This window comes from Waterburya sp. (assembly GCF_058530065.1).
In genome coordinates this window covers 1-14910 of sequence record NZ_JBZNBU010000149.1, presented here as the reverse complement: position 1 = coordinate 14910, position 14910 = coordinate 1, and the positions used below count along the sequence as shown (strand labels likewise).

Below are 14910 nucleotides of genomic sequence, written 5' to 3'. Positions count from 1 at the left end.
TTTTCAACTGTTCCTGTTAAGGTAGCGATGCCATTTTCATTAATACTTACTGATAAATTTATAAGGTCTAGTTCATCCATAGTTACAATATTCCTACATTGAGATTAATTAAAATACTGGGAAAAAACCTTTATGTTTACGGGCAAGTGAAAGCTTTCAATTTGAGTAATATCCAAAAACTAATCCCTGTCAGCTTTACCAAGGATTACCAATAATCGTGAAAGGACTCCAATAGCTGGGATGGGTTAATTCTTCGGCAGAAATTCCAGCAGGAAGATCGAATTCAAAGTCCTCTCCAATTAACTTGCCATCCTTTAAGCGAACCTTTTCTTTAATCATGGCTACTTGAGCGCGTCGTAGAGCTTCGGCTTTGATTGGGGAATCTTTCAGTTCGCTATAAAATTTGGACATTAGTGCCAATGTTCCCGAGTCGCTGACGTACCATAAACTGCCCAAAGCAGATTTAACTCCTGCTTGATAGGCTAGGCTAGCAAAGCCATATTCTGCATCTTTATCTCCTACCGCAGTATTGCAGGCACTCAAAACAATTAGTTCTACCAACGGATTGTTCAGTCCTAACTCTCTAACTTCGTTTAATCTCAATTTGCGATCGCCAAATTGAACAAAAGAATTAGATGGTTCACCAGGCTTGAATTCTGCATGGGTAGCTAGATGAAGAATGCCAAAAGGACTACTACTTTGAGTTTGTTTGAGATTATCAATGGTAAAATCCTGATTCAAAAATGATTTGCCAGTCCACAAATTTTGAGATACGATATCCAATTCTGTAGGAACTGCTGGTAGGGGATCGAGTTCTCTATCGTTAAAAGTGTCTGCTCCCATCGCCAGTAGTTCTAAGTCTCGAATATCTTGATAGATAGTATTAGTTAGCCGAAAACTGGGCATCATGCCGACACTATACTTTTCTACTAAATACTTTTCTCCGTCATGCAATGCAGCGAAAGGAATTGAGCGAATTCCACTTTCTAGAATAAAAACTAGATTATCTATTTCTTTGGTTTCTAAGTCCTTAGCTAAAGGTTCGACTAGCCATTGATATAATTGCTGAGAAGGTGGTAAATATTCCTCCTCTGGCAGTTCGTAAGAAACACTATTGGCAAAACGGTTTGCAGTCTGTTCGACTTCAATTCTATCTGCTCCTTTTACTCTTCTGCGGACGGGTTCTCCCTCTGCGGTAACTACAATTAACTCTAATTCATCATCGTCTTGGGGTAGAATACTTGGCTGAGAACGTTTTGAGCTTATTTGTGAAGGATAAAAAGCTCCATAAATTACAGCAGGTTTGGCACCAGTAGCTTCTTCAATTTTCTTCAGCACTTGTTTGATCTGCGCTAAAGAAATTTCTAATTCATCCTCACTATTCCAAAAATCTGGATTGGGTAGATTTTTGCCACCATTATTATTTCCTGAACCTTGATTCGCTGGATCTGTCGGTTCATTAAGAGCATAGTAATCTAAGTAGTCTCTGGAAAAAGATTCATCTAGAGTTTGGATCGTTTGGGATACCGTTTTGGGAGAGCGTTGGTTTTCTGGTTGAAAAACAAGTTGAGAAATATTGGTTTCATTTTCTAACGCACTAGAAGTTTCATTATCGTAAGGAGAAACTCCTTCACGACGAACTGTTTCTGACTCTTCTTCAGAAGGCTCAATTACGGTTTCTACTCGTGGTTTATCTCGTATTATTCCTGTTGGTATATCTATATTAGGAACATCATCGTCAATAAGATCGATGCCTTCAATCCGATCTCCAGTTGCACCGTCTTCATTAGATACTTGTACTTGAAGGTTTTGTTCGTTGTTGGATTGATTTTGTTCGTTACTATCAGGCTGAACGATCGCGTTCTCCGCATTTAATATACTATTTTCGGTTATGAAAACCTCAGTTCCTATTAAGCTGACTTGATTATTGGCTGAGATACTACCATCGAATGGAGTAATCTCTGGCAAAAAAGAACTGGATTCAAAAGTATCTTCCGTTCCTACCAATACGCCCCCATCATGGGCTTGAATTGTTACATTTTCACCACCAACCTCATTGACTAAGATATTGCCTGTCAGTAACTCAGGTAAATCTCCCGCACTAAAAGGAATTATTTCACCGTTGACATCTCTGGGAGGATCTATTTCTAGACTAAGTAAATTTCCTTCCTGTTCGATAGAGACTAAGCTAGAGTTGGGAACTGAAGAAATAGTTATATTTCCTTGGCTAGAACTAATAGTTCCCGTACTAATGACACTTCCAGCAACTAAATTTATATCTTTATCTATAGCTAGATTTCCTGCGTTGACAATCCCCCTTGGAGGATCATCAGATGAACCATCAAAAGCAAATTGAAACGGATTTCCTGTTAAAGCAGAAAAATTGTTATCGCCATAAGCATTGAAAAAGTCTCCTTCTCCAAAGCCAATCCCAGTAGCAGTTGTGGCAAAAAAATCACCTGAAACATTTAAGCTTCCATTTTCGCCAAAAATAATCCCTGCTGGGTTCATTAAAAATAAATTAGTATCGCTATTTACTTGAATTAGACCATCAATAATCGATGCTTCATTACCAACTACACGACCCAAAATATTAGCAATCTCAGGATTGGAGAAGAAGATAGCAGTCTGACCTTCTGACAGCCCAAACTTTTCAAAACTATGGAATAGGTTATTTCCTGCTTGAGTACCACCAGTAATATCTATCGTATTTTGGTTTTGTTCGACTATTGTGCCTACTCCATCTTCAGCTTCAATTACAGATTGAGCTTCAACAGCCTTTATCTTCAAACTTAAAAAGGTAGTTGTTAGAAATAAAATACTTCCTGTCTTAGAAATATTCAAAAGCCAAATGAGAGTGCTATTTTTCAGGATATTTTGTAAGTAAAGCATAATAGTTTAGGCTACTTTACGGAGAAGTGTATTAAACAATAAATTTACTAGTTTTGCTTATTTTTAGCGTCGTCTTCTTACTAAGATTTAGTAAATTAATTTGAGCAACAACTGCTATATTTTATATGCGCTGATATTGAGATATAATTAGAACTAATTCGATTCATTAAATGCGTTAAAATATACATTATAGATGAATATAACTGTTTTAAATAATTCAAGCCCAAAAGATACATTGCTATTTTGAGTCCAATTTATAGGTATATGCGTTAATTAAATATTGGTGTACAACAAAAGTAATATATATTTACTTTTTTTAATTTAAAGCACAACTTCGCGTGCACAATTGTGTTTTTTTTTGTATTTATATGTGAAACACAGTTTGATTTCTAGCTATCTTTGTATTGTGACTTTATTGAATAGATTTTTTAGCTAAATACTTTTCTTTCTAAGAAGTTGAAAAATCTATGTAAGTTTAATAATTATTTTAGATTTGTGCTTACAGAGTTATGCTTTTTGCTAATAATAAATACTATCAGTACTTATTTATTACTTGGTTGGGACTACTAAGTTCAATTGGCTTTGATTGCCACGCTCAAACAAGTAATTCAGTAGTCAGAGAAAAACCAAAGACTTTTTTTTTATTATCTCAAGTTAATCAAGAACCATTAACACCTCTTACTCCTCACTCTAATCCCGAGCGAAAATCCCCAGTAAGAATAAGACCAACTTTACCGTCTACTAGATCTAGGGATGAGCTAAAGTCGATCGATATCAAAAGAATAGAGGTGTTAGGTAGTACAATCTTTCAACCAAAGGACTTTCAATCTATTACCGAACCCTTAGAAGGAAAAAAGGCGACCTTAGCAGAACTTGAGATAGTTGCAGATAAGATTACCCAGCTATACCTTAGAGAAGGTTATATCACTTCAAGAGCCATTATTGTTGCTGACTCTCTACGAACAGGAAATATCAAAATTGAAATTATTGAAGGAACAGTCGAACAAATAAAAGTTCTTGGTGCAGATAGATTAATTGGCTATGTTCGTTCTCGGGTTAAATTAGGTGCTGCAACTCCACTAAATACAGGTAAGTTGGAGGAACAACTAAGATTATTAAGGATAGATCCTTTAATTGATAATATTGAAGCCAAAATAACTGCTGGTAGCGGTATTGGACAAAGTACTGTAATTGTTAGGGTAGATGCAGCTAAACCATTAGCAGTAAAATTCGGTATAGATAATTATTCTCCTCCGAGTATCGGTTCAGAACGTTTGAATTTTGAAGTAGCATATCAAAATGTCACTGGTTTGGGAGATAAGATATCCGCAGCATATCATCCTAGGATAGAAGCTTTTGGTGATTCCTATAACCTGGATTTTCAATATCAAGTTCCTATTAATGCCAAAAACGGAACAATTACAGCCCAAGTTGATATTAATCGCAACGAAATTATCAATGGTTTAGGCGAAGAATTAGAGGTTAATGCAGAAAGCGAGCGATATCGCTTGTCCTATCGACAACCAATTATTCGTTCTACTACTCAAGAGTTGGCATTATCATTGGGATTTGATTATCAAGATGGACAAACCTTTTTATTGCAAGATGGTTTTAATTTTGGAGAAGGGGCTGATGAAGATGGCGTAAGTAAAACTAGTGTTATTCGCTTTGGGCAAAATTATGTATTACGTAGACCATCTGGGGCATGGGCATTTCGGTCTAGTTTAAATCTAGGATTGGATCTTTTTGATGCTACTAATAATGAAGATCCAATTCCTGACGGTCAATTTTTTAGTTGGTTGGGTCAAATTCAAAGGTTACAGGTACTTAATGACGATAACTTTTTAGTTATTCAAACTGAGTTTCAATTAACTCCCGATAGTTTGCTGCCATCCCAACAATTTGTAGTTGGAGGTGGTAAATCTGTACGAGGATATCGGCAAAATGCCAGGTCGGGGGATAACGGTTTGCGATTTTCGATTGAAGATCGTCTGACATTAATTCAAGATCAAACTGGTCAACCTCAATTTACCCTCGTACCTTTCTTCGATTTAGGCACTGTTTGGAATAATGAGGATAATCCTAACGATCTTCCAGATCAAAACTTTATCGCTGCCTTGGGTTTGGGGGTTATTTGGAATCCGATAAATGACCTTAGTATTAGATTAGATTATGCTCCTCCACTAGTGGATTTAGATACTCTTAGTGATAGTATCCAAGATGATGGACTTCATTTCAGTATTAGCTATTCTAAAAAAATCTAACTCTCAAGTTAATTCTTTCTTTTCCAAGACAACCAAATGAAGCCACAAGACTAATAGTCTTGTTTTTTGAAACCAAATAGTTGCCAAATATCAACTTTATAGGCTGTTTGCTGGACTCCACGTTTTGGTGATTTAACAGGATTAGTTTGTAAATCAGGATCTAATATTGAGTTCAAAGCATTACTAGCAGCCAATTGTGGATCTTCGGAAGCACTAAGTGTAAACAAAATTACTTGGCAGGGCTTTTCTTCTCCAGCTATACAAACAACAGGTAATGGTGTTGAGTCTATCTCGTCGAAAGTAATAGATGTTCCAAATGTTAATGTCGATGGATCGTTTCCATCGATTAAATACTGATTAAGTTTTTGAGTAACCGAGTTACATAATTGTTGTGGGTTTTCTTGAGTATCTAATTTATCAAGATTCCAGTGAAATACGGATTTCTCCAATCCATTATTAGATTTAATCAAAGTACTCTGCTTGCCTTCTCTTTGTTGACAGTGGAATGTAGCTTCTGATGCCGTAGCAGGTTTATTTGCTTCTAATATTATGTTGAAAATAATTGTTGTAGGAACAAATAGTGATAAAAGATACTTTCGCTTCATTTTCCATAATTGAGTTCAATAAAAGCGGTTTATTTGTATATACGCAAGTATTATTTGGATTATACTATTTTAAAGTTGATTATTTTGTCTTCTACTAACTAAATTTAACAACAGTAAGCTTGTCTAGGGATGTCTGTTAAGTTATGAAATAGTGGACAGTTAAAATTCCCGACAAAATACTGTCTATTAAATCGTTTTTGCGATGTTAATAGACAGCAGAGTCTAAAAATCAATTTAATAAACACTTTTGATGAGAGCGTTCTCGTAAAAAATACGGTTATCTAACTATTCCAGCGAGCGATAATTGCTTCGGTACTTTCTCGAATCATCAGGATTAATTCTTCAGACATATATTGATAATCGTCTGGTATATCTAAAACAAAAATATCTGGTAAATATAAGTCTCGATATCGATTTGCGATCGCTTTTTTGTGTTGATTTTCCATAACTAAAACCAAATCCGCCCAAGCAAGATCTTTTTGGTTAATTCTTTTTCTGGCACTAGAATTAATCCCTGCCGAACAAACGTTGAATCTGGAATCTCGACGATAAATAGTTTCTGCTGTCGGACTGCGCCACTGATTCTTCGCACAAATAAACAAAATATTAATAGTCAACTGATAAGTAATTCTCTCCTAAATAAATTAAATTACACAAAAAGTATAGTGGGCAATGCACTAAAGCACTAGCGACCCGTCGCCCACCCTACTCAATTTACAAACAGTTTTTTAAACTGCTTGGGGTTGGGGTTGAGGTTGGGGTTTGAATTGGAATAAAGAATAAACCACATTACGACGAATATCGATCATCATTTCCAAGAACATTTCATAACCTTCTTGTTTGTATTCAATTAGCGGATCTTTTTGTCCGTAACCCCGCAAACCAATAGATTCTCTCAAAGCATCCATCGCTTGTAAGTGTTCTCGCCAGAGAGTATCGATCTGTTGCAGAATAAAAAATCTTTCAGCTTGACGCATCAATCCAGGCTGCATACCATCGATTTGATTTTCCTTGATATCATAAGCTTTGCGGACTTCCTCGCAAAGAAAACTTTTCATTTCGTTGACGGTCATATCTTCAAGATGGACTGGTTCGACATCTTCTAAAAGATAGATAAACTCTTTGGCTTTATCGACCATTTTATCTAGCTTCCATTCTTCGGGGGGTAATTCTGGATTGACGTAAGCATCGACAATTTCACCCATAGTTTTTTCCGCATATTGAATAACTTGTTCTTTAAGATCCAATCCTTCTAAAACTCGGCGACGTTCGGCGTAAATTGCCCGACGCTGATTGTTCATTACCTCATCATATTCAAAGACCTGTTTGCGAGTGTCGTAGTAGAAAGTTTCCACTTTCTTTTGCGCCCCTTCTAGAGAGTTGGTGAGCATTTTGGATTCAATGGGCATATCGTCCTCAACGCGCATCATATTCATTAGTTTTTCAACGCGATCGCCACCAAAGATTCTTAAAAGGTTATCCTGTAAACTGAGGAAAAATCTAGTCGAACCAGGGTCGCCTTGTCTTCCCGCCCTACCGCGCAATTGGTTGTCTACTCGGCGAGATTCGTGACGTTCTGTACCGATTACGTGCAAACCGCCATTCTCGATTACTTCATTGTGTTCGGCTTCGGTGAATACTTCATATTCTTTGCGGACTGCTTTATAGGCTTCTCTGATTTTTGCTAAAACGGGATCTTCTACAGGAGCATTTTCTGCTGCCACAGCAATTTTTTCTTCGGCTTCTAGTTCAGGCAAACTTTGCGCGCCGTATTTTTGTACGGCAAATTTAACTGTTTCCTTAAGGAGATTTTCTGTTTCTTGAGATAACTCTGTAGGAAAAATTTGAGGGGATGCTTTCCAGGTTTTAACTTTCTTGCCATTACTAGCCCCTGCAAAGCCTTTGGGAGCATCTTTACTCATGTTGATGCCAGGAACCCTTGCCATCAAATCATCATCTTCGGGGGCTACTATTTGAGGCATTAAATATTCTCTAACTTTGAGTCTTGCCATATAGTCGGCATTACCGCCTAAGATAATATCTGTCCCGCGACCAGCCATGTTGGTAGCAATAGTTACGGCTGTTTTGCGTCCTGCTTGGGCGACAATTTCGGATTCCCGTTCTACGTTTTCGGGTTTCGCATTAAGTAGATTGTGTTCGATGCCTTTTTCTTGTAGTAACTGAGAAATTAGTTCTGATTTTTCCACGCTAGTCGTACCCACCAAAACAGGACGACCTTTCTCGTGCATATTTGCCGTGTCTTCCGCTACTGCTTGCCACTTACCAATTTCTTTTTTATAGACTACGTCCGCCAAGTCTACCCGTTTAGCTGGTTTATTAGTGGGGATGATAGTTACCTGGAGGTTATAAACCTTCTCAAATTCTGTTTCTTCGGTTTTCGCCGTACCAGTCATTCCTGCCAGAGTGGGATAGAGCAAGAAGAAGTTTTGATAGGTAATGCTTGCTAGGGTTTGGGTCTCTTTTTGAATGGGTACGCCTTCTTTTGCTTCGATCGCTTGGTGCAAGCCATCACTCCAGCGTCTTCCTGCCAATACCCTGCCAGTGAACTCATCAACGATAACTACTTCGTCGTTGCGAATCATGTAGTTAACATCTTTAGTAAATAGTTCTTTGGCTTTAATAGCATTAGAAATATAGTGCGCCCAAGGGTTTTCTGGGTCGTATAAATCGGTTACCCCTAAGATTTCTTCGGCATGGGCAAAACCTTCATCGGTCATTAAAATATTACGCGCTTTTTCATCTACTTCGTAGTCGCCAATGCCTTCTGTACTGTTAACTTCTTCGTCGTAGTCTTCATCCTGTCTGATTAGTTGTTCGGCGACTTGGGCTGCTTGCAAATATTTTTCTGTAGGACGTTCTACTTGTCCTGAGATGATTAAAGGAGTTCTAGCTTCGTCGATTAATACGGAGTCAACTTCGTCAATGACACAATAATTGAAGGGACGCTGTACTACTTCTTCCATAGAAACAGCCATATTATCTCGCAAGAAATCGAAACCCAATTCGCTGTTGGTAGTGTAGGTAATATCGCAAGCGTAATTTTTCTTTCTTTCGCTGGGACTCATTCCTGCTTGAATCAAACCCACAGTCAAGCCTAAGAAGCGATGGACTTGCCCCATCCACTCCGCGTCTCTGCGGGCGAGGTAATCGTTAACTGTAACTACATGAACCCCTTTCCCAGTCAAACCATTGAGATAGGCAGGAAGAGTACATACTAGGGTTTTACCTTCCCCAGTTTTCATTTCGGCGATTTGTCCTTTATGTAATACTATGCCCCCAAGTAGCTGTACGTCGTAGTGACGCATTCCCAAAACGCGAATTGCAGCTTCTCTGACTACAGCGAAAGCTTCGGGCAAAATATCTTCCAGAATTTCTTTGGTTTCTTCGTCGTTTTTTGCTTCTGCTAGCTGTTTGCGAAATTCTACTGTTTTGGCTTTGAGTTCTTCATCGGATAAGTCTTTAATGTCTTCTTCGATGAGATTGATTTCTGCTACCAAAGGTTGGAATTTTTTTAGTTTGCGCGCATTAGGATCGCCCAGCAGTCTTTTCAGCATAGTAGTATTTATGAATAATCGCGATTTTGATTTTTCTTATATTTGCTTTCTAAGCTTGAATAGCCTAGTTCGGCATCTCTATTTAATAAGATTTAATAATTCTACCACTGGCATTAGGATAAGAGGTTTAGGGATTTCTACCCATATGCCCGATTAAGCAAAGGATATTAACCATTTTAACTGTTCTGGCAAATTAGAAAGATCTAAAGAAAATGCTACGCTCAAAATAGGTATTTATCCTTAAAAATGTTTTCGTTGGAGTATGAACTTAACTATCAAACGTCAATACTGGGGTTATTTTGGTCTAGTTGTCAGTTTTCTAATTATCTACGTCGCCACGATCTCTCCATTTAATTTTGTAATTCCTCAAGATTTATCAGGAAAATCTATGATTGGGGAGTTTAGGTTTGGTAGTAATTTAAAAGACTATTGGCAAAATATTCTGTTGTTTATCCCTTTTGGTTTTAGCGTTGCAATTATTGTTAATACTAGGCAAAAATCAGCTTTAAAATTGATAGTTATTAGTTTCTTGGCTAGTTGCTTATTATCTACTGGTGTAGAAGTAACTCAACTTTTCTTACCCAGTCGTATTTCTAACTTGACAGATATTATTTACAATAGTTTGGGGGGATTTGGTGGTGGAATTTTATACTGTTTTCGGCATCAGGTTATTTACTTTTGGGCAGCAGTTATGACTGGTAAGATCGATCGCCTGAGTTATCGATCGCTAGTAATAATTATGGTTGGTTATTGTTTGGCTATTGGCTTGGGCATTTCGATTTTATCTTTAAGCGTTAATTTCAGTAATTGGGATGAAAATTATTATTTTGCGATTGGTAATGAAGTAACTGGCAATCGTCCTTGGGATGGATATATTAAAAATTTGTATATTAGCGATCGCAGTTTAAATCGTCAAGAAATCAAAGCCGCATTAACCAATAGCGATCGCTTTTTTGATAAAGATTCTAATTCGATTGTCAGTTTGCTATTAGATCGCGATCGACAAATATATCGGGACACAAATCAGCAACTACCAGACCTAACTTGGCAAAATAAATCTATAGTAGAAGCCGCACCAAAACCAGCCAAATATTCTCAAAAGCCTCCAGAAAATGTATGTTTGAATCGATCGCAACCCATAACTGATTCTATTCATCTCAATGCCCGACATTGGCTCAAAACTCAAGTCCCTGCTACCTCTGTAAGTCAACATTTGAAAAAACATGATGAATTGGCGATTGCGACTACTTTTGCCAGTAATAATTTGAATCAAGGTGGACCAGCCAGAATATTCTCTCTTGCCCAAAATGTTTACACCCAAAATATTATTTTAGGACAGCGAAAACAAGATTTATATTTTCGTTTGCGAACCCCAATTACGGGGCGCAATGCTACCGATCCAGAATTTTATATTTCCCAGGCGATCGATGATTGTTTATTTCATACTATTTTAATTGAATTGAAAAGCGATCGTCTTATTTTTTATTTAGACAAACCAGAAAATCAATATTCTTTTGAGTTTAATTCATTCAATAATTATCCAATTTTTATCCCTTGGAATCATCGCGGTCGTCAAGTCGATCTTAATAGTTTTGATCAAACTAAACAAAAAATAAAATTTTCTGCCATAACTTTAATTCCCTTGGGTTTTCTAGCTCTACTTTGCTTATGGAAATACACAACTTATCTCCAGAAAACCTAGAAATAATTCAATATTTATTAATTCAATTTCAATTAGATAACCTTTGTTCGGTTTAAGCTACTGACTATCGATTTAGTTATTAGTTATTAGTTAAGAAAATCTATAATAAGTAAATTACATATAGTATTTAGCTTACCGATCGATTATACCTATTTCAACTAAGCTATTAAAATATTGTCCAACTAAAAACTAAAGACTAAAAACTATTCTTTTCGAGTAATTCTTTTATCCCAAACTCAGGTTAGATAATCAAATAATTAATGTTAAAGAGCCAAAAAAAATATTATCTATTATTAATAGCTACTTTAATTGCAATTTTTATTGCAACTATTTCTCCTTTTAATTTTATCGTTCCTCAAAATTTATCTTGGGAAAAATTATTAGCCAGATTTTATTTACTAACTAATATCAAAGATTATGTCCGCAATATTATTCTATTCATTCCTCTTGGTATTGCTTGGGGTGGAATAATTCAAACTAAAAAATATAACTGGTGGCAGATAATTTTATCTAGTTGGCTGTTTGGTGCTATTTTATCTGGTAGTATAGAAATACTACAACTATTTTTGCCCAGTCGCACCTCCAGTATCTCAGATATTGTTTGTAATAGCCTAGGTGGAGTTGTTGGTACGAGTTTTTATTATTGGCGAGAAGAATTTAGTAAATTATTTTTTCAAGCTATTCGTCGTCAATATCGCCAAATAAACTTAAAATTTCTGAGAGTGGTAATACTTATTTACTGTCTAACTCTTGTTACTACTTTCGGTTTATTTTTTAATAGTATTAACTTTAATAGTTGGAATAAACAATCCTATCTATCCCTTGCCAGCGAAACAACAGGACAAATATTTTGGCGAGGATATATCAACAGTTTGCATATTTGCGATCGCGCTTTAGTGGGAGAAGAAATAGACCGCGCTTTTCAAGATACTCATTCTTTTTTTTCTGGCTTGTCTAACTTAGTGACTTCTTTTGTATTTTTAGACTATTATCCTTACTATCGCGATCGAGCGGGAAACATAGCAGATTTACATTGGTATCGAGATTTACCCAATAACAATATCAATTATCAGCCACAAACTACTCTTGATAATTCTACGATCGATCGTCTAATCCACAAGCAAAAAAACGTACTATTTAAAACTAGAAATAGTTTAATTTCATCATTACCAGCTACACAATTAACTGAAAAACTACAAGACTCTAAAGAATTTAGTCTGAGTATAATTTTAGCTACTAATAAACTCAGACAAGTAGGACCATCGCGCATTATTTCTTTAGGAGAAAATATTTATAGTCGCAATTTCCTTTTGGGACAAGAAAAATCTAACTTAGTCTTTCGCTTGCGTACTCCTACTACTGGGGTAAATGCTACTCAACCTGGTTTTTCTATCCCCAATTTCTTTAAAGATACAAATTTACATCAAATATTGGTCATCTTTGCCAAAAACCAATTAACTTTCTACCTTGATCGCCCGACGACCAAATATAGTTTTAGTTTTCAGCCTGCAACTCATTTAAAACTATTTGTACCTTGGATGGTTGAAGATTGGAATGTCGATCTGACAACCTATAACTTATTACAAGCTCAAATCATTTTCCATAGCTTAGTTTTATTTCCTCTAGCCATACTAATTAGTATTTACTTCATAGCTTTAAGCTCAAAATCGCGATCTAATGTTTAAATTGTAAGATCTTAACTGTTCAGGATTTACGCCCGCATTGTTGGTTAGCAGGTACTGCTTCCATAATTTTTTGAGGATTGGGGAGATTGAGAGCATTCATTAATTGAATAAAATTTTGGCGATCGCGATTTGCAAAACGAGGATTCCAGAGTTTCTCTTCCCTAATGGTGGAAACCGTCTGTCCTCGATAGTCGTGAGCGGGATAAACTAAAGTATCGTCGGGCAACACAAATAATTTAGTAGTTACAGAATCGTATAAAGTTCCCGCATCGCCGCTTTGAAAATCTGTCCTACCGCAACCGCGAATAAATAGGGCATCCCCTGTTAAAACTAGTTCTCGATCGACCAAATAAGCCATATGGCTATCTGTATGACCTGGGGTTGCGATCGCTTGAATAATAACCGAACCAAGTTGTAACTGTTCGCGATCCTTAATCTGACGATCGGCACAGGCAATATTAGCATTAGCAGGAACAATACCCATGCAACCCGTTAATTCTCTTAGTTGTCCTGTCCCTGTAATATGGTCGGCGTGAATGTGAGTTTCCAAGCAGTAGCGCAAATTCAAATTTAATTCTTGGAGTAGCTTTAAATCTCTTTCTACTAATTCCAAAACAGGATCGACTAATATTGCTTCTTTAGAGGCTAAATCTGCTACTAAATAAGTATAGGTACTAGATTCTCGATCGTATAGCTGGCGAAATAACATTTTGTCCCTCACCTTTGATTACTATTGTTTTTATAGTTTAGTTTTATCTTGTTTCATAAGACTAACTACGATCTTAATCGTAGCTTTTAACTCAAAATTGCAATCTAATATACAACGATAATTGTTAATTAGTTAGTAATTTTAAAGTTTCATCTATTTCTTCAATTTCTGTTGATTTTCCTTGAGATTCAAATAAAGATCGAGCCTTCTGATAATCAGCAATAGCTAAGTCATATTTTTCTTGCTCAATATAAATATCTCCTCGATTAAGATAAGTAATGGCATCATCAGGATTAACTTTAAGTACTTTATTATAATCAGCGATGGCTAGATCGTATTTTTCTTGCTCGGTATAAATAATTCCTCGATTATTGTAAATAGATAAATTACGAGAATTAAGATCGATCGCCTTATTATAATCCGCAAGGGCTAGATCGTATTTTCCTTGATAAAGATAAGCATTTCCTCTATAAAAATAAGGATCTGAGCGATGTTCGTCAACTTCGATAATTTTACTATAATCAGCAATAGCTAGATCGTATTTCTCTCGTTCATAATAAATATCGGCTCGATTAAAATTAGCATCAACATAGTAAGGATTAATTTCAAGGGCTTTATTAAAATTAGCAATAGCTATATTGTGTTTTCCTTGATAAAGATATGAACCTCCTCTAAGGTTATACGCAACAATATCATTAGGATCGATTTCAATTATCCTATCGAAGTCAGCAATAGCCAAACTATATTTTTGATTGCTAAAGTAATAGTAACCTCTATTATGATAAGAATTTTTATTATTAGGCTCAATAGCAACTACTCGATTGTAATGAGCAAGAGCTAATTGATATTTCTCTTGTTTAGAATAGATGCTTGCCAAATTAACATAAGCATCTACATAATTTGGATTGATTTCAATTGCTCTCTCGTAATCGGCAATAGCTAGTTCATATTTTCCGTAATTGAAGTTAAAATTACCTCTTTCTAAATAGTCTCTAGCAGAACTGGAATTAAAATGATGAATCCGAGATTTGGTATTATTACGTAGAGCGGGAAAAGGAGGTGAAATTAAACATACAAAAAATAGAAAAATAGAAGAAATTAAAAAAATATCTTGCTTAGTAAACATATTAAAATAAAAGCTGGAAAATCTTCTATATCTTTTATAACTTCTTCGTTCAATACCAATGTCCAATACCCAACGTCCGATATATCTCGACGCTCACGCTACCACTCCTACGGACAAAAGGGTTTTAGAAGCGATGTTGCCTTATTTTACCGAACATTTTGGCAATCCTTCGACTAATACTCACATTTACGGTTGGGAAGCTGGCGCAGCAGTCAAACAAGCTAGAGAAAAAATTGCTGAGATTATTAATGCCACTCCTGAAGAGATTGTGTTTACCAGTGGTGCGACAGAAGCTAACAACTTGGCAATTAAGGGGGTAGCCGAAGCTTATTTTAATCAAGGCAAGCATATT

The 14910-nt window shown here is 36.2% G+C and carries 10 protein-coding genes; 4 read left to right on the top strand and 6 right to left on the bottom strand.

Translation table 11 applies throughout. From position 1 onward, the window contains the following. Nucleotides 1-195: 195 nt before the first annotated feature. The gene (locus tag AC33VI_RS09665) at nt 196-2892 is read right to left on the bottom strand and encodes a CHAT domain-containing protein (protein WP_491782055.1); all 2697 of its coding nucleotides are present in this window, start codon (nt 2890-2892) and stop codon (nt 196-198) included. 509 nt (nt 2893-3401) lie between these two features. On the opposite strand from AC33VI_RS09665, the gene AC33VI_RS09660 reads away from it, so the two are divergent. After that, the gene (locus tag AC33VI_RS09660; RefSeq protein ID WP_491782054.1) at nt 3402-5156 is read left to right on the top strand and encodes a ShlB/FhaC/HecB family hemolysin secretion/activation protein; all 1755 of its coding nucleotides are present in this window, start codon (nt 3402-3404) and stop codon (nt 5154-5156) included. Nucleotides 5157-5206: 50 nt separating this feature from the next. On the opposite strand, the gene AC33VI_RS09655 is transcribed toward AC33VI_RS09660, so the two are convergent. From AC33VI_RS09655 to secA, 3 genes are all read right to left on the bottom strand, one after another. Further along, nucleotides 5207-5761 carry a COP23 domain-containing protein gene (locus AC33VI_RS09655; protein WP_491782053.1) on the bottom strand — a complete coding sequence of 185 codons (555 nt, stop codon included), beginning with the start codon at nt 5759-5761 and terminating at the stop codon, nt 5207-5209. 281 nt (nt 5762-6042) lie between these two features. Beyond that, nucleotides 6043-6378: an arsenate reductase/protein-tyrosine-phosphatase family protein gene (locus tag AC33VI_RS09650; protein WP_491782052.1), complete on the bottom strand. Its 336-nt coding sequence runs from the start codon at nt 6376-6378 to the stop codon at nt 6043-6045. A gap of 111 nt (nt 6379-6489) precedes the next feature. Next, entirely contained in the window at nt 6490-9336 is a 2847-nt protein-coding gene (gene secA, locus AC33VI_RS09645) for a preprotein translocase subunit SecA (RefSeq protein WP_491782051.1), read from the bottom strand. Between the two features lie 262 nt (nt 9337-9598). Between secA and AC33VI_RS09640 the strand changes: the two genes are divergently transcribed. Together AC33VI_RS09640 and AC33VI_RS09635 are read left to right on the top strand one after the other, a co-directional pair. Beyond that, complete coding sequence (locus tag AC33VI_RS09640; protein WP_491782050.1) at nt 9599-11038, top strand: VanZ family protein; 1440 nt, start codon at nt 9599-9601, stop codon at nt 11036-11038. A 260-nt stretch (nt 11039-11298) separates the two neighbouring features. Further along, complete coding sequence (locus AC33VI_RS09635; RefSeq protein WP_491782049.1) at nt 11299-12723, top strand: VanZ family protein; 1425 nt, start codon at nt 11299-11301, stop codon at nt 12721-12723. 19 nt (nt 12724-12742) lie between these two features. Here the strand turns inward: AC33VI_RS09635 and AC33VI_RS09630 are convergent, their stop codons facing one another. Together AC33VI_RS09630 and AC33VI_RS09625 are read right to left on the bottom strand one after the other, a co-directional pair. Beyond that, on the bottom strand, nt 12743-13432 hold the full coding sequence (locus AC33VI_RS09630) for an MBL fold metallo-hydrolase (RefSeq protein ID WP_491782056.1): 690 nt from the start codon (nt 13430-13432) through the stop codon (nt 12743-12745). 124 nt (nt 13433-13556) lie between these two features. Beyond that, nucleotides 13557-14558, bottom strand: a complete 1002-nt coding sequence (locus AC33VI_RS09625; RefSeq protein WP_491782048.1) for a tetratricopeptide repeat protein — start codon at nt 14556-14558, stop codon at nt 13557-13559. A 58-nt stretch (nt 14559-14616) separates the two neighbouring features. Between AC33VI_RS09625 and AC33VI_RS09620 the strand changes: the two genes are divergently transcribed. After that, a partial coding sequence (locus AC33VI_RS09620; RefSeq protein ID WP_491782047.1) for an aminotransferase class V-fold PLP-dependent enzyme occupies nt 14617-14910 on the top strand: 294 nt, incomplete at its 3' end.